Origin of the sequence: Pectobacterium carotovorum, from assembly GCF_033898505.1 — a bacterium.
Lineage (GTDB): Bacteria > Pseudomonadota > Gammaproteobacteria > Enterobacterales > Enterobacteriaceae > Pectobacterium > Pectobacterium carotovorum_J.
Window position 1 is genome coordinate 187,489 of record NZ_JAXAFK010000002.1, and the last position, 25,598, is coordinate 213,086.

The window sequence follows — 25,598 nt, forward strand, 5'->3', positions numbered from 1 at the left end:
ATGCTTCCCGTTATCGGTTACTTTTTCTGTTTATCAAACACGTGCCAGCCATCGACGCGCGGCCTGATTCTCCCGACGGTATTGTCGTTGCCGATACCCTAGAATGCCCCACGCCAGCAGGCCGTACAGCGCGGCCAGCATCCAGAGATGCCACCAGAATGCGCCGATCTGAGAAAAATCGGCACCCATCTGATTGAGGCGCAATATTCCCTGAATCGTAAAGACGGCAGGTACCCACTGCGCAAACCAGTTCAGAGGCGCAGGGATCATTTCCACGGGCCAGATGAAGCCAGAAAGAAAGACAATCGGAATGGAAGACAGCAGCACCGCCTGACTGGGGAGATCTTTGCGCGTAAAGGCTGCCCCCAGCACCACACCGAGCCATAGCGTCGAGAGCAGAAAGGGCAGCACAAACAGCAGCAGCTGGCTCATGCTGGCTTCACGCGCGATGCCATAGGCGTCGAGACAAAAGCCGAGCATGTAGAGCAGTGAGAGCAAATAGGTCCCGCCCACAACGAGTGTGCGCGCCAGCAGCAAACGCCACGGTGTGGCGTATTGCCAGTAGCGCACCTCGCCAGATCGTGTGCGCTGATTTTGTCCGGCACCGAGCAGGCCGCATCCCATCAGCAAAATCTGGTGCAGTATCAACATGAAAACGCCGGGAACCACGTAATCGACATAGCCCATGGTGGGATTGAATACCGGAACGGCATTTAGAGAGGTTGCCTGCCACTGTGAGCTTGCCGCGGGTATGCCTTCCCCCTGAGCCAGCAGCCGTGCGACTTTAACCTGTGCGCCTACGGTACCGCCGACTGTCGCCAGAGACTGTGCGATCGCGCCGTAGATCAGGAAGTAGCTGGCATCTGCTGAATAGCTTACCGTGACGCTTTTTCCCTGCATGATATCGCGGTAGAAATGGCGCGGAATGTAGAGAATCCCTTTTGCTTCGCCGTGCAGCAGCAGCGCTTTGGCTTCATCCAGCGTGTTGCGCTGTGCCACCAGGCGTACCTCCGGCGTGGAATCGGCCATAAATGCCAGACGGCGTGAGAGCTGAGTGCCATCTTCATCAACCAGCACCACCGGCAGTTCGCGTGGCGTCTGGGCGAGGTAAGGCCGCGGATAGAGAAAGGAATAGAGCAGAATCCCGCCGAACAGCGTGAGCAAGATTGTCGGATCGCGTAGTAAGCTGCGTAGCTCAAACCGGATGAGGGTGGCGAGGGTCAGCATGCTACCTCCTTATCACGGGGTCGATAGCGCCAGAGGGTGAGCGGTAACAGCAGCCAGAATAGGGCGAGCGCTGTCAATGCGGGCGCGATCTGAACGACTCCTGCACCGTAGCTGGTGATGGCAATCGCGATATCGCCATAGTGAGCGACGGGCAACAACTGCCGCCAGAATGTGGCGAACGTCTCCATCGCTGCTGCCGGAAAGGTGATGCCCATAAACGCCAGTCCGGGAGCCATTAGCGCCCCGACAATGGAAACGGCACGTGCCGGGTCACGAATCAGCGCATAGAAGGCCATACCCAGTGCCACGCAGGCGCCGGCGGTCACGCCGATTGAGACAAAGAGCAACAGCGCTGAGCCGTTAAGCGGGTAATCGAGCAGGCTATACAGCCCGTAGCTCCATAGGCCGCCCCACGCCCAGCCTATCAGCCAGTGCGTCAGGAATTTGGCACCGATGGCCGCGTGGTTCTCCGGCATCCAGTGTGCTCCGTGCCGATCCTCCCGAGCCAGCGTATTCAGGCCGTATAGTGCGAGCAGAATCGACCAGATCGAGGGGATAATCGCGTTCAGCAAAAACTGGGCGTAGTTGGAGTTTTGGTTAAACAGCGCGGTAATCTGTCCGCCAATTGGTACCGCCAGCCCTTTGGCTTCAGGAATGGCTGCCCCCTGAGCCAGCGCCTGCACCACGGCGATCTGCCCGTTGAATGTTCCCGCCACCAGCGCCAGCGAGCTGTTGATGACTTTCGCAACCAAAACGAATTGCCCGTTATTCCAGGCGGTGATGGTCGGTGATGTTCCCTGCCGGATATCACGCTCAAAGTGACGTGGGATGACCACCAGCGCATAGATCTCGCCGCCGCGCAATGAGGCCGAGCCTTCCGCCACTGTCGGGAACTGGTGGTTCAGGTTAAAAGAGGGGGATGCATGCAGCTCTCTGGCAAACTGGCGCGACATCGTGCTGTTGTCCAGATCAACCAAACCGATGGGGAGTTCGCGGACAATGGCGCCGGATAGCGTCCACCAGGTCATCAGCATCGTGACGAGCGGCAACCAGAGCGCTAAAGCCATCCCCCAGCGGTCATGCCACAGCGCTCTCCATTCGCGCATCATCACATTTCTACCAGCGCGCTCATGCCGACGCGCAGCCCGTTAATCGGTTGAATCGGACGCGCCTCGACTTCGAACGTTCGCATGTCGAATCCTTGTCGGGTATCCGTTGCGCGCCACGTGGCGAAATCCCCCATGACGGAAACGTAAGACACCTTAAACCGGAATGTTTGGTTGTTCAGCGCCGGGATACGCGCCTCAAACTCGGTGCCCATCGCAAAGCGCTCAAGGAGATCCTCACGTACCGCCAGTTGGATCCAGATATCGCTCATGTCCAGCAGCGTGACCACGGGAAAGCCCTGTGGCGCAATTTCGCCGCTGCGCAGCAGCACATTGCTGACTTCGCCGGTGTGCGGGCTAACGACGCGCGCCTCTGCCAGATAGGCTTCCACCTCGGCCACGGAACCGGCGGCCATACGGGCTTTTTCCTCTGCGGCTACCTGGGTTTCTTTCCGTGTGCCTTCCAGCGCCATTTGATATTCCTGCCACGCCATCCCTTCGGTATAGCGTGCGGCATCCCATGAGGCTTTGGCTTCATCCCGTTTTTGCAGCGGCAGCACGCCTTCCTGATAGAGATTTTGCACGCGCAGATAGGTCTTATGGCTTAGCTCGGAACCGGCTTTGGCTTTTTGCCACTGATCTTTGGCGGCGGCGATCTGCTGCTCACGGGCACCTTTTTTGGCCTCCAGCGCCACCGCGCCCGCTGCGGCTTCACCCGCTTTTGCCTGCTCTAGCTTCGCGTCCAGTTCCGGCGTCAGGAGCGTGAAGACGAGATCGCCGACGTCAAGCTGCTGGCCTTTTTGTACTGGCACTTCTGCAATACGGCCAGCCACTTTTGACGACACCGAATACTGCTGCGCTTCGATTTGCCCCTGTAAGCGAATCGGTTCGGGCTGATAGGCGAGCCAGAAGCGATACGCTATCCAGACAACCACAATCAGCAGGATGGCCTGAAGAAGCCATTTGCGTGTTGAACGTGAAGAGGGCTGGCGGGGTTGGGTCATGGCGTCACCTGTATGGCGTATTGGGTCTGGTAGTCAGAGAAGCGGTTTATCTGGCCGGAAATGGCCATTAATCTGGCGATGGAAACCACGTAACGATAGGCTGCGGAGGCACGCTGTGTTTTGGCACCGGCCAGCTGGTTTAGTGCATCCACGACGTCCAGTGAGGTAGACATGCCCTGCGTAAACGCCTTGTTGCGTAACCGGACGTTCTCTTCGGCCAGTTTTTCTGTCGAAGACAGGGAGTTGAACTCTTCCAGCGCCTGTCGGGCTTCTCGCCACGTGCTTTCGACCACTATTTCAAGATTTTGCCGCATATCGGCTTCCAGATGGTTAACCTGCATTTCTGCGCTTTTCGCGGCGGCGATATTATCGGAACGGCCTTCTCGGCTGATGAGCGGGACGGAAACGCCGACGCCCACCATCCAGTCCGGTGTGGTTCTGGCGGCCAGCGTGTCCTGCTCATAGAGCTGGTAATTGCCAAACAGGAACACGTCAGGAGCGTATTTGGCGCGTTCAATACGGATAAGATCCTTGGCCTGATCGCGCTTGGCAGAGAGCACCTTTAAGCCGGGATGCGTGTTGAGCGTTTGTTTCACCAACGCAGACAGTTCCGGGAGCGTTTTATTGACGAACAGCGAAGAAGAGGGGGTTGCACCTTCTGTCTTGATGAGCTTTGCGAAGACCATTTCGGTGGTCTCCATATTTCGCCGTGCCTTTTGTGTTTCGATACGCGCCATGTCATAAGCGGATTGCGCGGACAGCACCTCGACTCGGGCGATCTGCCCCTGCGCTTCCAGCTTGCGGGCATGGTCATAGTGTTGCGCCATGCCTTTCTCGATATCCTGACGCGTTTTCATCACCTGATGTGCCATCACCACGCCGTAGTAAGTCTGTGCCAGCGCCTCAAACTGCGCCAGCGTGCGGACGATCAGCATCTGCTCCGCCTCATTGACCTGTGCGGCACGGATCGACTGCGCTGCATCAATCCGGCCTCCGGTGAATAACGGCCAGACGACCTGAACGGAGCTGGTGACCACATTTTGTTCTGTGAAGCGGGTGACGAAGGGATTGCCGCTGATATTAATCAGCTGATTGAGCGCGGCGAAGATGTCCCGGTGATTGGACAGCGGGTTTAAGTCGCGTGCGTCCAGCTCGACAGGTTTATCAAGGCGCGTATAGCTTGCGCCCACGTTGATCTGTGGCCAATAGAGGCCTTTAGCCGATTCTTTTAGGGACTGCGCGCGATCGACCCCGGCGTGTTCTGCGGCAATGCTGTCATCGCTTTGCAGCAGGCGAACCCAGGCCTGACTAAACGACAGGGGTTGCCCAAACGCTGTGGGCGACCAGCACTGCAACAGCAGCAGCGCGGCGGGGAAATAAGTCAGAAGCCGGATTTTTTTGTGTGTTATTCGAGGCATGTTAGGTGAAATCATCCTTTTACCCAAATACCGACAAATTGATAAAAATAAGCCTGTGGAAAAAAGCACAAGGCTTGTCTGTTTGCACATCGTGAGAATGGCTGTAAAAAACGTGTCTAATGTCAGGTAAACAAACCGCGTATTACGGGTGATGTATTCCGTATTATTTTTCGGGGATGATTTAGTGTTGGTCTAAATTCCCAATTATTCAAATAATAGAAGGGGTTAAATTGGAGAATTTATTGGAGCGGAAATAAAACTGGTGGAACCACGTTTATTATGCGGATAACAATGATTATTTCTTGGTAAATAATTAGCCAGAAAAGGCCCGGAGTGTCCTCCGGGCCAGCGTGACGGAAAACGAAAATTAAACGGCTTCGTTTTCGTCGGTGTAGCGTTTGGCTTTGTAGGCCGGGTGCATCAGGTTCTGGATGGAGAAAATGTCGTCCAGCTGTTCTTCGGTCAGCAGGCCGCGTTCCAGCACCACTTCGCGTACGCTCTTACCGGTTTCGGCACAGATTTTCCCGACGATATCGCCGTTGTGGTGGCCGATGAACGGGTTCAGGTAGGTCACGATACCGATAGAGTTGAAGACGTAAGCTTCACACACGTCTTTGTTAGCGGTGATGCCGTTGACGCATTTTTCCAGCAGGTTGTAGCAGGCGCTTGACAGAATCTGGATGGATTCGAACATCGCTTGTCCGATAACGGGTTCCATCACGTTCAACTGCAACTGACCGGCTTCTGCCGCCATGGTGACGCAGGTATCGTTGCCGATGACTTTGAAGCACACCTGATTGACCACTTCTGGTACGACCGGGTTAACTTTGGCTGGCATGATGGACGAGCCCGCCTGTAATTCTGGCAGGTTGATTTCGTTCAGGCCAGTGCGCGGGCCGGAAGACAGCAGACGCAGGTCGTTACAGATCTTCGACATTTTAACCGCGACGCGTTTCAGGGCGCTGTGCATCATCACGTAAGCGCCGCAGTCGGACGTCGCTTCGATCAGGTCTTCAGCCGGTACGCAAGGCAGGCCGCTGACTTTTGCCAGATGTTGAACGGCCAGCTTCTGGTACTCATCTGGCGTGTTCAGTCGCGTACCGATGGCGGTTGCGCCCAGGTTCACTTCCAGCAGCAGCTCGGCGGTGCGCAGCAGGTTACGGTTTTCTTCTTTCAGCAGCACGTTGAACGCGTGGAATTCCTGACCGAGGGTCATCGGTACGGCGTCCTGCAACTGGGTACGGCCCATTTTCAGGATATTTTCGAACTCTTTCGCTTTGTGCTCAAAGCCATCGCTCAGTTGGGTAATCGCTTCAACCAGTTTCAGGATAGAGGTGTACACCGCGATGCGGAAGCCAGTCGGGTAAGCATCGTTGGTGGACTGGCATTTGTTCAAGTGGTCGTTCGGGTTCAGGTATTGGTATTCACCTTTCTGGTGACCCATCAATTCCAGACCGATATTTGCCAGCACTTCGTTGGTGTTCATATTAACTGACGTACCTGCACCGCCCTGATAGACATCGACAGGGAATTGGTCCAGGCATTTACCGTTATTCAGCACTTCATCACAGGCTTGCAGAATAGTGTCGGCAATTTTACGTGGGATGGTTTGCAGTTCTTTATTCGCCAGCGCGGCTGCTTTTTTTACCATCACCATGGCGCGGACAAATTCTGGAATGTCGCTGATGGTGCTATTGCTAATATAAAAGTTCTCAATCGCACGCAGCGTATGGATACCATAATAGGCATCAGCAGGGACTTCACGGGTACCTAACAGGTCTTCTTCAATACGGATATTCGTTGACATGGATCTTCTTCCTTTTTTCTTGTTCGATGTACATAGCATCGCTTTCAATATTAAGACTATGATTTTTTAGGGTTTGTCTTTCCTGCTTTTTGGTTTTCAGGTAACACGAACCCATCACGATTTGTATAAAATCATGACTAAAAAGCGTTCTCGGGGAGACGAACATTGAATTAGCATCGTTAAATGGCTAGTGGTGGATATATTCCTCCATTTATGTTTTGTCTCCCAATCGTAAATAGTTATACCCGTCATACTTCAAGCTGCATGTGCGTTGGCTACGTTCATTCACCCGAATCACTTACCTGAGTAAGCTCATCGGGATTCTCTCTCTTGCCGCCTTCCTGCAACTCGAATTATTTAGGGTATATCCCTAATGGTTATTCCGTATTATCCGGGTTGATCTCAACCAGCTTTTCTATTCCACGGTTCAGCGTTTTCAATTTCGGAATAAATACGGTTTTGATAATGTCATGTGTGACATCACACGCTTCTTCAAAGAACGCGCTGTATTCATCACGGTGCCCGACAATATACAGCGAGCGCTTGATATTCAGTTGTTCCGGCATATGCGTTAGCACTTCGCGGGAGTGCGCAACGGATTGCAGGAAACTCAGCGGGGTCGTTACCGCCCACCCGATGCCTGCCGCCACCATCGACGTTAAGGTATCCGCATTATCAAATTCGAGCATGTTCGGTACGCGGACATCAATGCGGCGTAGGTAGCGCTCAATCTGCATCCCAATCTGCGAGTTCCGGTTAAAGCGCACTAGCGGCAGCGCGGCGGAAAGCTCGCGGATGTCCTCAACCGTTTTGATGCGTTTGCGGTAATCCGGCGGCGTGATAATGAAATAGCCTTCGGAAAACAGCTGGTGACGCACCACGCTATCGCTGTCGATCAACGGGTCGCTGGTAACGATCATATCCAGCTCGCGGCGCATTAGCGCTTCACCCTGCTGCGGACTGAGTCCGGTACGAATCAACAACTGCGACGAACTTTTCATCAAACTCTTGGTAAACACTGAACCGCAGGTAATCGCGAATGAATCCACCAAGCCGATACGCAAGTCGGGTTTAATCCCTTTCCCCGCTTCCAGCACCTGTGCCTTTAGGTTTGCGATCTCTTCCGTCAGGATTTCTCCGCGGTTTTTCAACGCAATGCCGTAGGGCGTCAGGACAAAGGGGCGGCGAGCCCGGTTAACCAGTTTGACGCCGAAATCTTCTTCCAATAACCGAATCGTCTGCGAAATGGCAGAGGGTGTCAGGCCTAGCCGCGCGGCGGCTGCCGTCATGCTTCCTGCTTCCGCCATCGTCACAAAGACATAGACGGCGTACATATCGATCGATTTATTGGCGGACACTGTGCGTTTAACCATGTGAGTTTGCCTACGCTGCAAGGTGGATGTCGTCGAAATATGAAGCGTTAGTCTATCTCATCTCGCTGACTACGACCTCGCTAACTGATGTCAGAATAGTCGGCTAACTTCAGAAAAAATACAGGTTGTATCACTGATTAATTTTTTCTTATTTCTAGCTTTAGCGGATCTGAAGATGAAATGAATGACATGATGTGATGGCTAGTGCGTCGGTTGTATTTCTCCCTCTTGTTCGTGATGTTTTTATACATAAATACAGGATGATTGCGGGTTTTGCTGTTATCCGGCGTAAAAAATTATGCTGAGGAGATAGCTGGCTTCGGATGAGCCGCAGGATGCGGCGAAAGCTTGCGCCACGTAGGGAACGTGTCGCAAGCGGTCCGCTAAGTCAGATACCGACGAAGGTACCGCGTCAGCGGCATAATTTCCGCCGAAAGCCTGGGGTCACGGGGCGAGCGGCGTGTGAGCCGTCCCGTGTCGGGCGCGTGCTACGAAGTCGCATGAAAATGACGTCATTATCGCGCACGAAATTGCCTCAGTAGCAGCATAAAAGTTTGGCTAAGGCCAATCTTGCCAGTTATAACGTATTGTTTTTACTGCGTAGTGAGACGCGAATCACCCACTAGTGTTGCTGTACGAACGTGACGTTCAGCCTGTTCGCACATTTCCAGCAGTGCCGGTATCAGGTGTGCGGTGGCGTTGAGGCAAGCGCCGAGCTGGCTGAGGCTTTCCTGTGGCAGTTCAACGTCATTTTGCAGCGTATCACCGAGGTAGTGCAGACCGAGGCACAGGCCCTCAACAGATTCGGCGGCAATCGCGCCGAGGTCGCAGAGCTGAACGTCATCTAGCTGCGCGAAAGGCAGGTTGGCGATCAGGTCGCGGAAAATAGTAATGGTGCTGTCAGCGGGTGTGGCGTGAGTGTCCGTCATGATTAACTCTTCCATAGCTAGATAATTATTTCGTCACGCCTTCAGGTTCCAAACTAAAGGTGTGACCCAGACAGGGTTGGAACACCGGATCTAGCGACCGGCCAACCTTGCGGTTGCCCTGCCTGAGCCACGGATTAGAGTGTGCACGTAGCCCCTGAAAAAACAAAGCGTTTTCAGTTCTAGATAGTCGGGGTTCCAAGCCCGGCTGCGGATGTTGCCGCAGCACAGAGACTGTATTCCAACGACGAAAAACGTGAAATAGGGTGGATGGATTTACAGTGGAATTACAGCGCATTTTGGAATGGTGTTCGCAGAAATAGTCAGGATCCTGCATGAGGATGCGCATAGACAATCTGATATCACTCAGCGTAAGACGAAAGCTTATAACATGTAATGTTAACGGGGGCTTGGATAAGTTTTCGTTACAATGCTACTTTTTATTCCTTGAGTTAGATGTATTTTTATAGTGATTACAAGTAGTAGAGCTTACCACTGCTGCAAGTTGAACAAGTAATGAGCACTACCTAATAACATATTCAAAACTTACCGGCTCAACCCTGTCAGCCATGTTGACGTATCAAGGGTACTGAGTAGCACAGCAAAGGAATGATTACCGATGGATATTATTGCTCAAGTTGAAAAAGGCCAATTGTCTCTAGATTCATTCATGTCTCAGCTTCTTGAATATATTAATAAAGAATATTCTGAGTGGAAGCGTGGATATCAAGAATTAACCTCCACTGTGCAAGAGGTTCGTTCTTTTCTTGATCCTGAGGCGGACGACCTATTGAAACGTCTTTGGTATGAGCGCGATAACGGCATTGCCAATATTCGCCAAGGCGTTCCGTCGTTAGCGGAATTTCAACAGTCAATACCGTTATTACGTGAATTAACGGAATTGATCCGCAGCAAGCCTGATGAATCAACCTATCAGTCGATTACTGAAAAGATGTTACAAGCAAAACAGGATGGGCTGTTTCGTCGTATGTATTGGGCGTTGAGAAACCGTGTATTTGCTGCCTTTGCTCCAGAGAACTATACGACGACTGTTGACTATGGTTCTTTTAACTATGCCGCACAGTTCATTAATCAACACTTTTCACTCGGTCTGTCTCTTTCTGGCTCTTGGTTGGGAAACAATCAGGAATTAAAACAGGCGTTGGCAGTGCGCGTTAAAAATATCGATCACTATGACCTCAATATGACGATATGGGCCCTCTATGAATTATTGCGCAATCGAGATAATCAAAATGCGCAAGAACCTCCAGATATTGAGATTGTAACGGAGAGTGATAAATCATCGTCCCGTGATGTTTCCCTGCTTCTACGTTCTCCCTCCAACCAAATTTTCTTCGGCCCGCCGGGTACGGGTAAAACGTATACCCTGCAAAAAAAAATGGCCGAATATACCGCGCAGGCAACGTCAGAAGATTATGACGTTTGGCTGGATTTTCGTCTTGCGCCACTAAATTGGATGCAAGTTACGGCGCTGGTATTAGTGGATTTGAACAAACAGGCAAAAGTGCGCCAACTGACCGAACATGCCTGGTTTCAGCGCAAAGCGTTATTAAATGGACGCAGCAGTAATCTGTCACAAACCGCCTGGGCGACACTACAAGCGTATACCGTACCGGAATCAACCACGGTTGATTATAAGAATCGTCGTGAACCCGCTATCTTTGATAAAACAGCGAACAGTGAATGGTTTTTGGTCGAGTCTCAGTTGGAGCAGATTGAGGATTTGGTGACCCTCTACGATGCGTTAAAACGCGGGCCTGAACAGGGAGAGAAGATCCAGCGTTATTCTACGGTCACATTCCATCAATCCTATGGCTATGAGGAATTTATCCAGGGGATACGTGCTCGGTCTGATGGCAATGGTAATGTTTCCTACTCGACCGAGCAGGGAATATTCTTGCAACTCTGTGACAGAGCCAAAGCTGATCCTGAGCATCACTATGCGATATTTATTGATGAGATCAATCGCGGAAATATCTCAAAAATCTTCGGTGAACTGATCGCGCTTATCGAAACGGATAAGCGAGCAGGAATGAAGAATGCACTGAGTTTGCAGCTTGCCTACAGTGAAAGTGGAGACCTATTCAGCGTACCCGCGAATGTCGATATTATTGGTGCCATGAATACTGCTGACCGTTCTCTGGCGCTCATGGATACCGCATTGCGGCGGCGTTTCGAGTTTATCGAAATGATGCCAGACTTGTCATATCTCAGCGGCGCCAAGGTTCAAGGTATAGAGCTCGAATCTCTGTTAGAAAAGCTCAATAGCCGTATTGAGGCACTTTACGACCGTGAGCACATGTTAGGCCATGCATTTTTTATCCCAGTGAAAACGGCACTGGAAGAGAAAGGAGAAGAAAGCGCATTCAAGGTACTTCAGGCGGTGTTTAAGAAGAAGGTCATCCCACTGTTACAGGAATACTTTTTCGATGACTGGAACAAGATTCGGCTGGTGCTGGCGGACAATCAGAAAAAAGCTGATCGCTTGCAGTTTATTATTGAAAAAGTTGACGATCTGGACGAACTGTTTGGCGACGATCACGGTTTACGTCGACACAATCAGAAATCGACTGCGTATGAATTGAAAGATTTTGAACAGAGCGTCTGGAGCGAGCCGTTGGCTTACCGTGCGATTTATGAGCCAAAAGTCGCCGATATTTCCGATACGGATGAACGTAATGGATGAGGTCGTGTCAGTTTTTGAATATGGCTTGCTGGGGGTAGGTAAATCGCTCCCCCCAGCGATAACTGCCATTTCGCCTGAGGTATTCGGCTATCTGGAATCCTTGGCGTTGGATGAACAGGGTTGCTCATTCCTCCGTCTGACATCGCGTTCCGGCCATCGGATTCTCCAGGTACAGAACTATGCGGGTGTGTTGTACACCCCTTATGGCGTGCAGTTGGAGATTCTGCCTAAGGTGGGGAGAAGGTTAACGCCGGAGCGTGCGCGTGAAACCTTGCTGGTCATGCTGAGCTATTTGTCGGGTTTCCGCCATATTGAAACTCAGCAGGCGTCCGTTCAGGCAAAGAATATGCCGCTGCTGGAAATCTTCGTCACCCAGTTTCTACATAGCATCAGCCGGTTACTAAAGCAGGGGCTGCGGGCGGAGTATGTTCGTGAGCAAGATAATCTCTCGTTTATTAAGGGAAAACTGATGTTTCCCCAACAGCTGCGCCATAATTTGGTCAATCGGCACAAATTCTGGGTGGATTACGAAGAGTATTTACCGGATTGTCCAGCAAATCGCTTGTTACATGCGGCGTTAGTGCGGCTTAGCGGCGTGCGTTTATCTGCAGAGAATCAGCGCGGGTGTCAGGAACTGCGTTTCGCGTTTGAAGGTATTACGCCGAGCCAGGATATCGAAGGAGATATTGCTAGGCTACGGCCTGAGCGCGGGTTGTCTCATTACGATGAGCCGCTAGCATGGGCGCAACTGATTCTGCAAGGAATGAGTCCGCTTGCGCTGCAAGGTGATACCAAGGCGCTGTCTCTTTTATTCCCGATGGAGGCGGTGTTTGAATCTTTTGTTGCACAGACGATCTCTGAAGAGCTACCCCAGCATTTACAGGCCAAAATACAGTTCTCCGGCCAGACATTGGTTCACCACGCGGGTAAAGACTGTTTTAAACTTCGTCCTGACCTTCTGATTCAATCTCGGCATCCCGCCAAAAACAAAATGGTATTAGATACTAAATGGAAGTTAGTGAGCAATGTCACCAAGGGGCAGTCGTTGTATGGACTATCCCAAGACGATTTTTATCAAATGTTTGCTTACGGCCAGAAGTATTTGGAAGGCAAAGGAGATTTATACCTGATCTATCCAGAACATGATGGTTTCACCCTCCCTGTCGCACAACATTTTGAATTTTCTGGGGATCTGCGATTATGGGTTGTGCCCTATCGTGTTATGGCGTTGCCGGGTGAAAGGATGGCATGGTGTAAGTCGGACTGTTTGAAGCAGCACGTTGTGGTGGAGCCATTTTCAGAATAATGAAGAGGGAAATCTATGCCTGATGATCCGGGATGCTCGTGCTGTGGTTCTGATTCGGTAGAAGGTGTGGGGGAGCATGAAATTTGTTCCCGTTGCCGATGGGAGGACGATCCTTTTCAGGCGATTAATCCTGACAGAAGTGGGGGAGCGAACCGGATGAGTTTGAATCAGGCGAGATTGGCTTTCGGACATGGGAGACTTGTCGAGTAAAACACCATATCATTTGATTTTCTACACTCTTGGTCTCTGGGCCTCCTCATGTATTGCGCGTGAGGAGGTTTCTTCTTTGTTATTTGCTTTCCCGCTTCAACCCCTCCCAACTCAGCCCAAAACGTGCCAGATATTTACGCAGCCGATCGGCATCGTTGGGCTTTTGTTTTTGCTGGCGTGAGACGGCGAACAGGAGGCGGCCGGCTTCGGAGAGCGAATTGGTGGTGCGGCAGACATCAAGCACGGTTTCAAGCTGACGCTGTTCGAAGAGGTCGATGTTAGCGAATTCGGACGGTAGCTCGGATAGCTCGGATAGCGCGGTTGTCGGGGCATCACTTTGCCAGCTTGCTCGCAGGCGAGCAACTTCTTCCTCGACCAGTGCAACCGTGATACGCCCTTGTTCCGCCAGCGTCGCCATTCGGGCGATGGAGGAACCGAGTTCGCGGAAGTTACCGCGCCACGCGGCCTGCGGTGAGCAGGCAAAGGCGAGGTAGCGCTGTCGCGCGTCTTTATCGAAGCGGATCTGTGTTTGGTGATCGCGAGTGAAGCGCTGGAGTTCATAGTCAATATTCGGTTCGATATCTTCCCGACGCTCCGCCAGCCCCGGCAAGGGGAAGGTCCACATGTTGATACGGGCGTAGAGATCTTCACGGAACTTGCCCTGTGCGATCCACTCGTGCAGGTTGCGGTGCGTGCCAGCGATCAGTTGGAAATCGCTGCTGACCTCTTTATCCGAACCAAACGGTAAAAAGCGTTTTTCTTCAATGGCCTTGAGCAGCATGGCCTGCTCATCGAGCCCGAGTTCGGCGATTTCATCCAGAAACAGCATCCCGCCGTCCGCTTCACGTAGCAGTCCGGTTCTCGCCTGCAACGCGCCGGTAAACGCGCCTTTTACGTGGCCGAATAGCGTCGACATGGCGTTGTCGCCGCGCAGCGTGGCACAGTTAACCGCGACAAAGCGGCCACTGACCAGATGACGTGACTGGCGTAGCTGGTAGATACGCTGTGCCAGAAAGGATTTCCCCGCACCGGTCGGGCCGGTTAAGAGCATCGGTGCAGTGGAGCGCAGTGCGACGCGTTCAATCTGGTCGATCAGCGCGTTGAACGTGCTGTTGCGCGTTTCGATACCCGATTTCAGGAACGAGACGGAGCGCTCCTGCTCATGCTGGAAGCGGCTGGTGAGGGTCGCGTAGCGGCTGAGATCCAGATCGATAACGGAGTAGATGCCCTGCGGTGCCGGACGATCCGCTTTCTCCCCCGGTGCGGTTTGCAGCAGCTTGGCGGGCAGGTAGCGGGCTTCGGTCAGCAAGAACCAGCAAATCTGTACGACGTGAGTACCAGTGGTGATGTGAACGAAATACTCTTCGTTCTCGGTATCGAACGGGTAGCGGCTCGCAAAGTCCAGAAAGGCGCTGTAGACCTCTTCCAGATTCCACGGGTCGCGCAACTCAACGGTCTGAAGCGTGACCCGCGTGGCGGGTGACACCACGGCGATATCCTCCGCCACCTGCTGTGCCATTCCTTCATTGCGTGACTGGTGCAGCAGTTCCAGACGGTCGACCGGAAAATCTGGCTGCTGGCATAAGCCAATAGTTGGCCGCCATTTTGTCCAGCGATTTTCCCGTTTCCCTCGTTTGTCCAGCGTGGTGCCCAGCACACCAATGACGACGCGACGCTTCATGCTATACCTTGTTATAAATTATTATCCTATAGGATAAATTTACTGTTTATTTTTCTTCGTTGCCACTTTCTATGTGATTTTTTTATTCTTTTATTATCAATACATTATATTTTTGTTTTGTGTTTTTAATAAATCTGGCACGCCTTTGGCAATATCTATAGTGAACAACGACAAACAAAGAGAATGAAAATGGAAGAGATGAAAACGCAGGATTACGACATGATGTCGCCAGTGAATAGCGCACCGGTAAAAATGTGGACGCAGGGTGTACCTGTGGAGCCGGAGGCCCGTGACCAACTGCTTAACACGGCCAAAATGCCGTTCATTTTTAAACATCTGGCGGTGATGCCGGATGTGCATCTGGGAAAAGGATCGACGATTGGTAGCGTGATCCCCACGCGTGGCGCGATTATCCCGGCGGCGGTCGGCGTGGATATCGGTTGCGGGATGATTGCGGTGCGTACGTCACTGGTTGCCAGCGACCTGCCGGATAACCTGATGGGGTTGCGTAGCGCGATTGAACAGGCGGTGCCGCACGGACGTAGCGTAACGCGTTCCAAACGTGATGTCGGTTCCTGGCATACTCCACCACAGACGGTGGATGCGCACTGGTCGCTGCTGGAACCGCGTTTTAAACGTTTGACGGATAAATATCCGCAGTTGCTGAAAACCAACAACTATCAGCATTTGGGAACCCTGGGAACGGGTAACCACTTTATTGAAATCTGTCTGGATGAAGTGGATCGCGTGTGGGCGATGTTGCATAGCGGGTCGCGTGGTGTAGGGAATGCGATTGGGTCGCTGTTCATCAAGCTGGCACAGGAAGATATGCAACAGCACATCGCGAACCTGCCAGACCGTAACCTGGCGTATTTCGAAGAAGGCAGCCTGCACTTTGACGATTACATAGAAGCGGTGGAATGGGCGCAGGATTTTGCTCGTCATAATCGTGAAGTGATGATGTCGCATACGCTGGCGGCGCTGTCCCGTATTGTGACGAAGCCGTTTACCACCCAGCAGGAAGGCGTGAACTGCCACCATAACTACGTGCAGCGCGAAACGCACTTTGGTGAATCGGTGTTGATCACCCGTAAAGGAGCGGTGTCGGCACAGAAAGGCCAGATGGGGATTATTCCGGGGTCGATGGGCGCGAAGAGCTTCATCGTGCGCGGATTGGGGAACGAAGAGAGTTTCTGTTCCTGTAGCCACGGCGCGGGGAGAACCATGAGCCGTACCGCCGCGAAAAAACGCTTCACCGTGGAAGACCAGATTCGCGCGACCGCACACGTCGAGTGCAGAAAGGACAGCGACGTTATCGATGAAATCCCGATGGCGTACAAAGATATCGATAAGGTGATGGCGGCGCAGTCATCGCTGGTGGAAATTGTGCATACGCTGCGTCAGGTGGTGTGTGTGAAAGGATAAAATCATGATGGAACACGATTATCGCGTTGATGCAGCCATGCGCACGCGGGTTAAATTAGTCTTACAGGATGTAGAAGAACGCTATCAGGTGAAGGTGCTTTATGCCTGTGAATCGGGTAGCCGTGGCTGGGGATTTTCGTCCCCAGATAGCGATTATGATGTACGTTTTCTCTACGTGCATCGGCCAGAGTGGTACCTGCGCGTTGAGCCACAGCGCGATGTAATAGAGCTGCCCATCGACGATGAACTGGATGTTTGCGGTTGGGAATGGCGTAAAGCGCTTGGCCTGCTCAAGCGGGCTAACCCGACGCTGATCGAGTGGCTGGATTCGCCCGTTGTCTATCAGGAGGATCGGGAAACGACGTCCGCTCTACGGGCAGCGGTGCCGACGTGGTTCTCCCCGTCCAAGGCACGCTGGCACTATCTGTCGATGGCGCGCAAAAACTTTCGCGGCTATCTGCAAGATGAAACGGTGCGCCTCAAAAAGTATTTTTACGTCCTGCGTCCGCTGCTGGCGGTACGCTGGATAGAGGCAGGCAAGGGTATGCCGCCCATGCGTTTTTCGCAGTTGATTGCAGGAACGGTAGACGACCCATATCTGCTAGCTGAAATCCATCAGTTGCTGGAGATCAAACAGCGTTCGGGCGAAGCTTAATATGGCCCGCGTCGGGAGGTGATCCACGCGTTCATCACGAAAATGCTGAACGATGCTGATAACCCTACTGTTTTACCAGACAGTCAGTCTATTGACGATACGATGCTGGATGCACTGTTGTATCGGACGGTGATGGCGTAATTGGCCGTGTTCCTGCTGCTAGATAAAAGATATTAAGGATAAAAATGAAAACATGGTTAGCGCGTTTATTGGGTAAGGGAAATGCCCCTGTTTTTCCGGTGGTGTGGGAACGCACGCGGCCATCAATTTATGACTGGCTTGCTCCTTATGCGGATTCTGGTGACATTTTGCCCGATAGTGCACAGACATTACCGGATGAGTTACCTGTGAAAAAGGGCGAGATCCGTTGGTCGGCGGGAGCACTTGATGGCGCGATGGGCCACCATTTTGGTTCATCAGATGATGCGTCATCCGCAGAAACGATTGTTAAGGCGCTTGAAGCGGTGCTGGCTCGGCCTGAGCATGAGAATATGGCTCGGCTTTATCACCTGCTACAGGGTGACTCACCGCTGGATTACATTGATACATTATTGAAAATGATAGCGGAAAATCAGCGTGTTCCAGCAGAAGCATTATGCCGACTGGTGGAATGGATCGCGATAAAAAGCCCCGATCGGAATGCCGTAAAATTTGCGATGGCTCTGCTGGCCTTTTTCCCAACGCAGAACAGCGTGCAAATATTGAAGGTTCTGGGGGTTCATGATGAATTTACACTCTATGCGATTGTGGCGTTAGGCTCGATTCTGGACAGTGATGAATATGAGCGTGAGAGCCTGACGTTAGCGAAACGTGTGGATGGCTGGGGACGTATTCAACTGATTGAGCGTTTACCAGAAACCGTAACCAAAGCGACGCGTGACTGGTTATTACGTGAAGGTTATGTCAATGCGGTGATGTATGAGTATACGGCGTGGCACTGTGCGACAAAGGGATTACTGGTTGACGCGCTTAAACAAGAAAACGATGCGCCATTGTTGTTAGGGGCTGGGGAAATTCTACAGGCGTTAATCAATGGCGGGCCTGCTCAGGATATGCAGGACTATCCTGATGGTGCAGAAGCGTGTCAGCGATACCTTGAGCAAATGCAGGCGAGCTTTCAGCATGATATTCGCCACTATCTGGCGATCAGCGATATTCGCCGTTTTGCCTCAGAGCAGCAAAGTGAAGAGGGGGACTGGGAGCCAGCATTGTGCAGCGAACTTATTGATCGAGCAACGCTGTTAATGGACCGGCCAGAATGGGAGAGCATTATTGCCGATTGCCTTGAAGGGGAGGATAAATACCACTTCAACCTTGCGCTGTCGGCCAGCCGTTTACGTCATAGCGATCCCTGGACGTTTATTTATGCCAGGCAGCGTGATAATCCTCAGGACGATAACTGGTATCAACTGATGCAGACGGATAATCCTGAATATATTGCCAATGTTATTGCGTTGGCGGAACAACAGTTGGATTTACAAAGCATTGCTTCAGGACCTGACAACTGTATGGGTATGGGGCCTGAATATCGGCAGCATCATGCGTTGGACTTCGTGCTTCAGGACTTGAAACGATTTCCGGGGATGGGGTGGTCATTAGTCGAGGTCGGTTTACAAAGTCCAGTTATCCGTAATCGTCATATGGCGATTAATGTGCTGGAAGTTTGGCCTACGTGGGATGACGCGATTGCACAGCGTATTGTTGAATGCTTGCGTCAAGAGCCTGATGAGCAGGTGCGAGAACGCCTAAGCGCCCTCACAACCGTATTTGGGGGAATGATGGGCTAACGGTGTTGAAGTTACCCCCGTCCCAAAAAAATATGCTCACGATGGTAGGCCATCTGTGACAGGTCGGGCGGGTAGGCGTCTGGCAAGTGGATTTGTTTGCCTTCGTACTGGGCGAAGTTGACGTCGCTGATGGTGCTTTTCAGCTTTTTGATACGCGGAGAAAGTAACATTTCCAGCGAGTCGTTGAAGCTAATGAGTCCCATATCAAAGGCTTTGTCATGCAGGTTGGACAGGCAGAGACCGTTGCTGGGGTTGAGGCGGTGTTCTGCTGCCGTTTTCCACGGGCGAATGTGGCTGGCGACCAGCAGCGCGGGTTCTTCCAATCCGGTCACGCAGCAGCGCTCTCCATAGTTGCTGAGCACGCGTTTGCGGAATAGCTGCTGCCCAATACGTGTTTTCACCTGAGCGAGGCGTTCACTGCCGTGATAGTCAAGGATTTCGCTCTCGTTAGCTTGGAACGGTGATGGGGTTGGCATCGGCGGCGTCGCTCCTGCTTCGAGCGATACCATTACCTGTTGGCACTGCTGTTCAAATAACTCGGGATTGCTGTCCATCTCCTGCCACAGCGCGCGGTCAGCGTTGGATGCGCCGCGCAAGCCAGTACGACCTGAATCGATAATAAACGGATCAAGACTGGCGAGATTGACTAGCTTCATCGCCAGTGCGGAAGGCGTGCGGTTAATCAGCTTGGCGTAGCGGATAATATCGGGATTACGCGAATGCAGTCTGCCAAACGGTAGCTGACTGTACAGGGTGAAGGCGATCAGTAACTGATCTCGCGTCCAGTGGTTGGTGGCAGCCATGCGTGTGTCGTCCGTTCGTTAGCGCATTCGGTTAGTGATAGCGCTAACTATGCCAGGTCAGCCGGTAAAATGCATGTGCTTGACTCCGGCTGGATAATTGGTGCGGGCTGCGCTAACGTTCTGACAGTTTCCCTATCATGATGCCGAGAGACTATGTTCCGTACTTCTATTCCCTTATTTCGTCCCCTGTGTGCATTGGCTCTGCTGGTGCTGGCCGGCTGTGCCAGCAAGACTACGACGATGCCAGAATCGCGACCCGCGGATGTTCGTGCCCAGCTACTTAAGCTGTTGCCTGACAACGTGAAAGATCGTCAGGGTTGGGCGACCGATATCGCCACGGCATTTACTGCGCAAGGTCTTGAACCCAGTAATGAAAACCTGTGTTCGGTACTGGCGGTCACCGAACAGGAGTCGACGTTTAACGCCGACCCACAGGTGCCGAATTTATCGAAAATTGCCTGGCAGGAGATCGACCGCCGTGCGGAGCAGGTCCATGTGCCAGCGTTTCTGGTGCGTACTGCACTGCTCATCAAATCCCCTAACGGAAAAAGCTACAGCGAACGGCTTGATAAGGTACGCACGGAAAAAGAGCTCAGCGCGATCTTTGATGATTTCATCGACATGGTGCCGATGGGGCAGACGCTGTTCGGTCGGTTAAACCCGGTACATACCGGCGGGCCAATGCAGGTGAGTATTAAGTTTGCCGAAACCTATACAAAAGGCTACCCGTATACCGTTGATGGCACGATTCGTCAGGAGGTGTTTAGCCGTCGTGGCGGGATGTACTTTGGCATCAAACACCTGTTGGGCTATCCGGCGCATTATCCGCAGTCGATATACCGATTCGCCGATTTCAACGCGGGTTGGTATGCGAGCCGAAATGCGGCGTTCCAGCGTGCTGTTAGCCGTCTGACAGGGATCAAACTGGCGTTGGATGGTGATTTAATCAACTATGGTTCGGATAAAGCCAGCGCTACGGAACTGGCGGTGCGCGCGTTGGGGAAACGGTTGGATATGAGTGATAGCGCAATCCGTCGTGCGCTGGAGAAGGGCAATAGCCTAGATTTTGAAGACACCAGCTTGTATGAGCGCGTCTTTGCGCTGGCGGATAAATCGGGCACGAAGGCACCGCGAGCCATCCTCCCGGGAATCACGCTGGAAAGCCCGAAGATCACCCGTAAACTCACCACGGCGTGGTTTGCTCAACGGGTCGATGAGCGCCGCCAGCGGTGTTTAGCGAGAGCTAAATAGGCAAACACCCTCTACCGAGGGCGTTGCCGTTATTACGGTGGGACGTGTATTAAACCGGCCACTGGCTGAGTTTGATGCCGCGTTCTTGTGCGTTCTCGCGGAAATCTTCCAGCATCGTGCGGACATCGGGGTCGATGTAGTCGGCGTTGTCGTGCTCGACAATTACAACGCTGTTGGCGGGGATCTTGTTGAGCAAGCCTTGCAGACGGGGGTTGTGTACAAACGTCAGATTCTGCTGAAAGCTCAGGACAAAGTGATCGCCGTAGCGTGTGAGCTGCATCGCGTTGCGGTGGCTTTTATAAATGCTGAACGCCAACTGGGTCATGATGCCAAGCCCGATGCCTGCCAGCATCCCAAACACGATGATCCCGATGACGGTCGCGGCGAAAGGCACGAACTGCTGTAACCCCTGACGCCACAGCAGCAGGAACTGTTGCGGAGAAGCCAGCTTATAGCCGGTATACAGCAACACGGCTGCCAGACTGGCAAGTGGGATGACGTTGAGCAAATCGGTCATGAACAGGCCGCAAAGCAGCAGCAGCGCGCCGTGCAGCAGGATGGAGAACTTGGTACGCGCGCCTGCGCTAACGTTAACGGAGCTGCGTACGATGACGGCTGTAATCGGCAGTCCCCCCAGAAAACCACTCACCATATTCCCGATACCCTGTGCGCGCATCTCTTTATCCGGTGAGGGCGCCGGATGCTGCGGGCGTATTTTCTTCAGCGCTTCCTGACTTAATAACGTTTCCAGACTCGCCACCAACGCCAGCGTCACCGCGACGACATACACCGCCGGGTTCTTCCACGCCTGCCAGTCAGGGCGGGTCATCTCTCCCATCAGCTGTTCCAGATTGCCAAATTCCGGCAGGACAATACGTGGCAGGTTATTGATCATTTCGGGGGACAGACGATCGCCGTAGACGGTAAACAGTCCACCAAAGAGAACGGCGACCAGCGGGCCGGGAAGCCAGCTCAATGCGCTGATTTTCTGCACCGGCTTGGTGGTCCAGAGCCAGAGAATCGCCAGCCCGATCAGACAGACAGTCTGCGCGCTGGCGGAGAATCCGGGTTCGGAAGCGTCGAAGAGCGATGTTAAATCGTCCTCGCCGTCCGAGCCGAAGGCGAGCGGGATTTGCTGAATAATCAGCAGGATGCCGATGGCAGACAGCATGCCTTTAATCACGGTGCCGGGGATGAGCGTAATGAAACGCCCGGCGCGCAGCAGGCCCAGAATGCATTGCAGCACTCCTGCGAGCATGATCGCCAATAGCAAGGCTGAAAACGATCCCAGGCTGGCGATAGAGCCGGAGACGATAGTGACCAAACCGGCGGCTGGGCCGCTGACGGCATAGCGAGACGGGCTGAATAGGGTGACGACGATGCCGCCGACGACGCCGGTCAACAGACCGACAAAAGGAGGAAGACCACTGGCCTGCGCGATACCGAGGCTCAGCGGCAGGGCAACAAGGAAGACGACGAGCCCTGCGGGGATATCATGTCGGAGTGTACTCAGGTTCATGGGGATGCCTCCTGTTCCTGGGCGTGACGGTGGATGAGTTCTTTCAGGTGACCGCTATGCAGGTCGTAGACGCAGCCGAAAACATCAAGTTCGACACCATTGCGCCAGGCTTTCTGCACCGGTTCACAGGCGATCAGGTGGGCGAACTGTGCCAGCACGTTGGCTTCCACCAGCTGGTTTTGGCGTGTGTTTTCATCGGCACCGCTATCTTGCGAGGCGACAATATGCGGTGAAAGCGCCTGACGCAGATCTGTGATGCGGCGGGAAAGGGCGGAATCCTCCTGAGCGAGCCCCATGTCGGGTAGGTTCACCGCCGCCTGAACACCGCCACAGCCATAGTGGCCGCAGAGCACGATACGGGAAACATGCAGGTATTCGAGGGCATATTGCAGCACGCTCATGAAGTTATCGTCATCAGCGACCACCATATTCGCAATGTTGCGGTGAACAAAAAGCTCGCCGGGCGCAGAGCCCGTTAGCACTTCGGCAGGCACTCGACTGTCTGAACAGCCGATCCAGAGTGAATGGGGCGTCTGGCCCTGCGTGTGCTTTCTGAAATAGTGGGGATGGCGTTGGCGACGCAGCGTAGCCCAACTGCGATTTTTGGCTAATAGGGGTTTTAATGTCGTCAAATTAAACTCTCTTTTTTAGAAAACACAGGGATATTTCCCGCTCAGTTGAGTAGGAAGAGGGAACCATTAATTCTTAGCCTCCACTTAATTAAGTTCGGCATAATTAAATTTAGTTCTGGTGTTTTCTAAACTGTGATGCTTATTGAGATTTTTCTTATGTTTTATTTGTTTATTATATAAATGATAATTTATTCAATTCATTTAAAAACAATGTCTTGCAATTTAATTTCTTGTTATAAGAAAAAGCTATTTTACGTCGCCTGATTTTAAATTAGGTATTTAATGTTGCATTGATATGGCAATTTATATTCTTATCACCGTGCCTTTTTATATAAAGTAATGCGTTATTGACATCCACTTTAATTAGTTAATTAAAGCGACTGGGGTACCAATTACAATTATGTTTGGAAATATAAAATAGATTTTATCTCTATTAACCCAATATAAAGTGTGGAAATAAAGAGAAGAGATATAGAGGGGGAAATGATGAGGGATATACGGGATATATCGTCTAAATAATGTGGTGGAGCCGGGCTATATTGCCCGGCTAAAAGGGCAGAAGACGTCTGTTGTTGGTTTATGACCTACCTTGATAGCAGTGCTTGCTGCAAAGGTTGTTGTAACGTCTGCTGTGGTGCGCTGTCGTCAACCTTGAAGCGGCTGACCAGCGATTCCATTTCAATCGCCTGCTCATCCAGCAGTTGGCTGGCAACGGAGGCCTGAGAAACCAGCGTCGCATTCTGCTGCGTGACCATCTCCAGTTGGCTGAGCGCTTCGTTAATCTGTGCGATACCCAGTGACTGTTCATCGGCGGCGACGGCGATTTCATTCACTAGATCGCGCACTTTACGCGTGCCGGCGACGATATCGTTAATCCCCTTGTTCGATTGGTTCACCAGCTTCGTGCCTTCGCTGACGCTGGCAATACTGTCGGCGATGAGCGCGCGGATTTTGCCTGCTTCGTCTGCACTGCGTTGTGACAGTTGACGTACTTCCGCCGCAACGACCGAGAACCCACGACCATGCTGGCCCGCCCGCGCGGCCTCGACCGCTGCGTTCAGCGCCAGCAGGTTGGTCTGAAAGGCAATGGCGTCAATAGCGGTAACTACCGCGTTCACGCGCTGGCTGGCATCCTGAATTCTTTCCATCGCGCCGCTGGCAGATTCGGTAATGGTTCCGACGCGGTGCGCCTGATCGTCCACCTCCGTCGTCAGTTGGCGTGCTTGTCCGGCAAAGTCAGCGGTTTGTTTTACTGTGACGGTAATCTCTTCCATGCTGCTGGCGGTTTGCACCAGCGATGCGGACTGTTCTTCGGTACGCTGCGCCAGATCCTGGTTGCCGTTAGCGATCTCGCTGCTGGCGCGCCCGATGGTCTGCGAGCTGTGCTTAATACTCACCACCATATCGGCGATGTTTTCCAGCGAGGCGTTATACGCCTGATTCAGCTGCGAAAGCTCGTCGGTGCCCGGCACGCGTAGACGGCGTGTAAGATCCCCACCCATTTCACGAATGGTGGTCAGGGTTTGCTGCAGTTGCTCGTTGATGCTGCGCATAACCATGGAAGCAAGACCAAGCGCCATGAGCAGAGAAATCAGCGCGCCGGCCAGATAGCTAATCCAGGACTGACGGGCCTCGGCGGCTAAGGCATTCACCTGTGCTGCCAGATCGTTGGTGGCGAGTTGTTCAACCTTTTTCAACTCATCGATTTTCGCCGTTTGCTGGTTAAACCACTGGCTGGCATCAATGCCAAAGTTACCGCCAGGAGAAGCGATGGCCTTATTGCGCATCTGAAGTGCGTTTTGTGCGGACGGATTGCTGAGCGCCTGTTCAAAAGCCTTGCGCAGGTCGGCATTGGCGAACATGTTATAGGCCGTGATGTAAGCGTCTCCCCGGCCAACCATCTGATTCAAACGCTCGAACATACCGGTAGCAAAGCTATTGGCAGAGAATGTGTTGGAGAGCACGGCGCGTTCGAGTCCAGCCTGCTCTTTAACATTCAGCAGGTTGTAATAGGCCGCTAGCCGTTGGGCAATACCGCCGTCGCTGACCAGATGAGTCATATCCCCGACAATATTCAGCAGATAGCTGACGGAATCGGAATAGTAGCCGAGCGCCTGAGTGACAGATATCGATATGCTATCGACATTGCGGCGATGTTCGCCGATCTGTTGCACTTTCTGCGAAATTTTGCTGAGTTCTTCGCTGACTGCCGCCCCTAATTCATCCTGACTCAGGTTAGCGGTAGTTTGCTCTAGCTCCTGCTGTGCCCGATCGGTGGCCTGCCGCTGAGTAGCAAGCTCTGGACCAAAATTTTTCCCCTGACTGCCAAAATAGCCCGCGCTCAAACCGCGCTCACGCTGTAGCTGGTGGGCGAACTCGCCCGCGTCGCGCGCCAGCGTAATGAGTTTCGCCATCCGCATCATTTCATTTTCGGTGCTGCGGCGCTCCATTACGCCGGAAAAACTGAACCACAACAGAGCAAGGATGGGAGGGAGAAGGGCAAGAATGAACTTACTACGGATTGAGATGTGATGAAGGGATTTCATAGGTGTGCTCCATAGCCTGCAAGTAGTCCGTTCCTGACATGTGCAGTGTGCAAAAGTAGACAGGGGTTTATTTTAGTTTCGGCCTAATAAGGCAATGGTTTAGCGCTCACCCCATCATTCCCTTAAAAAAACCATGCCTATTTTTCTTACCACCATGACAATGAAAATATATTACTTATTATTTAATTAGTTATATTCTCATTTCTCTTTTTTTT

The 25,598-nt window shown here is 52.5% G+C and carries 18 protein-coding genes and 1 pseudogene; 7 read left to right on the top strand and 12 right to left on the bottom strand.

Annotated elements, in window-relative coordinates; all coding sequences use genetic code 11:
- Positions 1 to 33: 33 nt before the first annotated feature.
- From R9X49_RS12865 to R9X49_RS12895, 7 genes are all read right to left on the bottom strand, one after another.
- On the bottom strand, positions 34 to 1,227 hold the full coding sequence (locus tag R9X49_RS12865) for an ABC transporter permease (RefSeq protein WP_319848784.1): 1,194 nt from the start codon (positions 1,225 to 1,227) through the stop codon (positions 34 to 36).
- Positions 1,221 to 2,336, bottom strand: a complete 1,116-nt coding sequence (locus R9X49_RS12870) for an ABC transporter permease (protein WP_319848785.1) — start codon at positions 2,334 to 2,336, stop codon at positions 1,221 to 1,223. Before R9X49_RS12870 ends, R9X49_RS12865 begins: the two co-directional genes overlap by 7 nt.
- Positions 2,336 to 3,337 (bottom strand): HlyD family secretion protein, encoded by a 1,002-nt coding sequence (locus R9X49_RS12875; RefSeq protein WP_319848786.1) that lies wholly within the window; start codon positions 3,335 to 3,337, stop codon positions 2,336 to 2,338. Before R9X49_RS12875 ends, R9X49_RS12870 begins: the two co-directional genes overlap by 1 nt.
- The gene (locus R9X49_RS12880) at positions 3,334 to 4,755 is read right to left on the bottom strand and encodes a TolC family protein (RefSeq protein ID WP_319848787.1); all 1,422 of its coding nucleotides are present in this window, start codon (positions 4,753 to 4,755) and stop codon (positions 3,334 to 3,336) included. Before R9X49_RS12880 ends, R9X49_RS12875 begins: the two co-directional genes overlap by 4 nt.
- A gap of 367 nt (positions 4,756 to 5,122) precedes the next feature.
- Complete coding sequence (gene aspA, locus R9X49_RS12885) at positions 5,123 to 6,562, bottom strand: aspartate ammonia-lyase (RefSeq protein WP_319848788.1); 1,440 nt, start codon at positions 6,560 to 6,562, stop codon at positions 5,123 to 5,125.
- A 377-nt stretch (positions 6,563 to 6,939) separates the two neighbouring features.
- Entirely contained in the window at positions 6,940 to 7,935 is a 996-nt protein-coding gene (locus tag R9X49_RS12890; RefSeq protein WP_271875876.1) for a LysR family transcriptional regulator, read from the bottom strand.
- A gap of 593 nt (positions 7,936 to 8,528) precedes the next feature.
- A complete protein-coding gene (locus R9X49_RS12895; protein WP_319848789.1) occupies positions 8,529 to 8,864 on the bottom strand; it encodes a hypothetical protein in 336 nt (111 codons plus the stop codon).
- Positions 8,865 to 9,480: 616 nt separating this feature from the next.
- Between R9X49_RS12895 and R9X49_RS12900 the strand changes: the two genes are divergently transcribed.
- From R9X49_RS12900 to R9X49_RS12910, 3 genes are read left to right on the top strand one after another with little or no spacing between them, the layout of a single operon-like run.
- Complete coding sequence (locus tag R9X49_RS12900; protein ID WP_319848790.1) at positions 9,481 to 11,568, top strand: McrB family protein; 2,088 nt, start codon at positions 9,481 to 9,483, stop codon at positions 11,566 to 11,568.
- A complete protein-coding gene (locus R9X49_RS12905; protein ID WP_319848791.1) occupies positions 11,561 to 12,874 on the top strand; it encodes an McrC family protein in 1,314 nt (437 codons plus the stop codon). Before R9X49_RS12900 ends, R9X49_RS12905 begins: the two co-directional genes overlap by 8 nt.
- A 15-nt stretch (positions 12,875 to 12,889) precedes the next feature.
- Positions 12,890 to 13,084, top strand: a complete 195-nt coding sequence (locus R9X49_RS12910; protein WP_319848792.1) for a CPCC family cysteine-rich protein — start codon at positions 12,890 to 12,892, stop codon at positions 13,082 to 13,084.
- Positions 13,085 to 13,163: 79 nt separating this feature from the next.
- Here the strand turns inward: R9X49_RS12910 and rtcR are convergent, their stop codons facing one another.
- A complete protein-coding gene (gene rtcR / locus R9X49_RS12915) occupies positions 13,164 to 14,765 on the bottom strand; it encodes an RNA repair transcriptional activator RtcR (protein ID WP_319848793.1) in 1,602 nt (533 codons plus the stop codon).
- 189 nt (positions 14,766 to 14,954) lie between these two features.
- Between rtcR and R9X49_RS12920 the strand changes: the two genes are divergently transcribed.
- The 3 genes and pseudogenes from R9X49_RS12920 (at position 14,955) to R9X49_RS12930 (ending at position 18,632) form a co-directional block, all read left to right on the top strand.
- Positions 14,955 to 16,190, top strand: a complete 1,236-nt coding sequence (locus R9X49_RS12920; protein ID WP_413775890.1) for an RtcB family protein — start codon at positions 14,955 to 14,957, stop codon at positions 16,188 to 16,190.
- 37 nt (positions 16,191 to 16,227) lie between these two features.
- A pseudogene (locus tag R9X49_RS12925) lies at positions 16,228 to 16,986 on the top strand (nucleotidyltransferase domain-containing protein).
- A gap of 44 nt (positions 16,987 to 17,030) precedes the next feature.
- Positions 17,031 to 18,632 carry a hypothetical protein gene (locus R9X49_RS12930; RefSeq protein WP_319848795.1) on the top strand — a complete coding sequence of 534 codons (1,602 nt, stop codon included), beginning with the start codon at positions 17,031 to 17,033 and terminating at the stop codon, positions 18,630 to 18,632.
- An 11-nt stretch (positions 18,633 to 18,643) separates the two neighbouring features.
- Here R9X49_RS12930 and R9X49_RS12935 read toward each other — a convergent pair whose 3' ends face one another.
- Entirely contained in the window at positions 18,644 to 19,435 is a 792-nt protein-coding gene (locus R9X49_RS12935; RefSeq protein WP_319848796.1) for an HNH endonuclease, read from the bottom strand.
- Positions 19,436 to 19,588: 153 nt separating this feature from the next.
- Between R9X49_RS12935 and R9X49_RS12940 the strand changes: the two genes are divergently transcribed.
- Positions 19,589 to 20,686 carry a DUF1615 domain-containing protein gene (locus tag R9X49_RS12940; protein ID WP_319848797.1) on the top strand — a complete coding sequence of 366 codons (1,098 nt, stop codon included), beginning with the start codon at positions 19,589 to 19,591 and terminating at the stop codon, positions 20,684 to 20,686.
- A 49-nt stretch (positions 20,687 to 20,735) separates the two neighbouring features.
- Here R9X49_RS12940 and R9X49_RS12945 read toward each other — a convergent pair whose 3' ends face one another.
- The 3 genes from R9X49_RS12945 to R9X49_RS12955 form a co-directional block, all read right to left on the bottom strand.
- On the bottom strand, positions 20,736 to 22,205 hold the full coding sequence (locus R9X49_RS12945; protein ID WP_319848798.1) for a SulP family inorganic anion transporter: 1,470 nt from the start codon (positions 22,203 to 22,205) through the stop codon (positions 20,736 to 20,738).
- A complete protein-coding gene (locus R9X49_RS12950; protein WP_319848799.1) occupies positions 22,202 to 22,837 on the bottom strand; it encodes a carbonic anhydrase in 636 nt (211 codons plus the stop codon). Before R9X49_RS12950 ends, R9X49_RS12945 begins: the two co-directional genes overlap by 4 nt.
- A 584-nt stretch (positions 22,838 to 23,421) precedes the next feature.
- Positions 23,422 to 25,383: a nitrate- and nitrite sensing domain-containing protein gene (locus R9X49_RS12955; protein ID WP_319848800.1), complete on the bottom strand. Its 1,962-nt coding sequence runs from the start codon at positions 25,381 to 25,383 to the stop codon at positions 23,422 to 23,424.
- Positions 25,384 to 25,598: the final 215 nt, after the last annotated feature.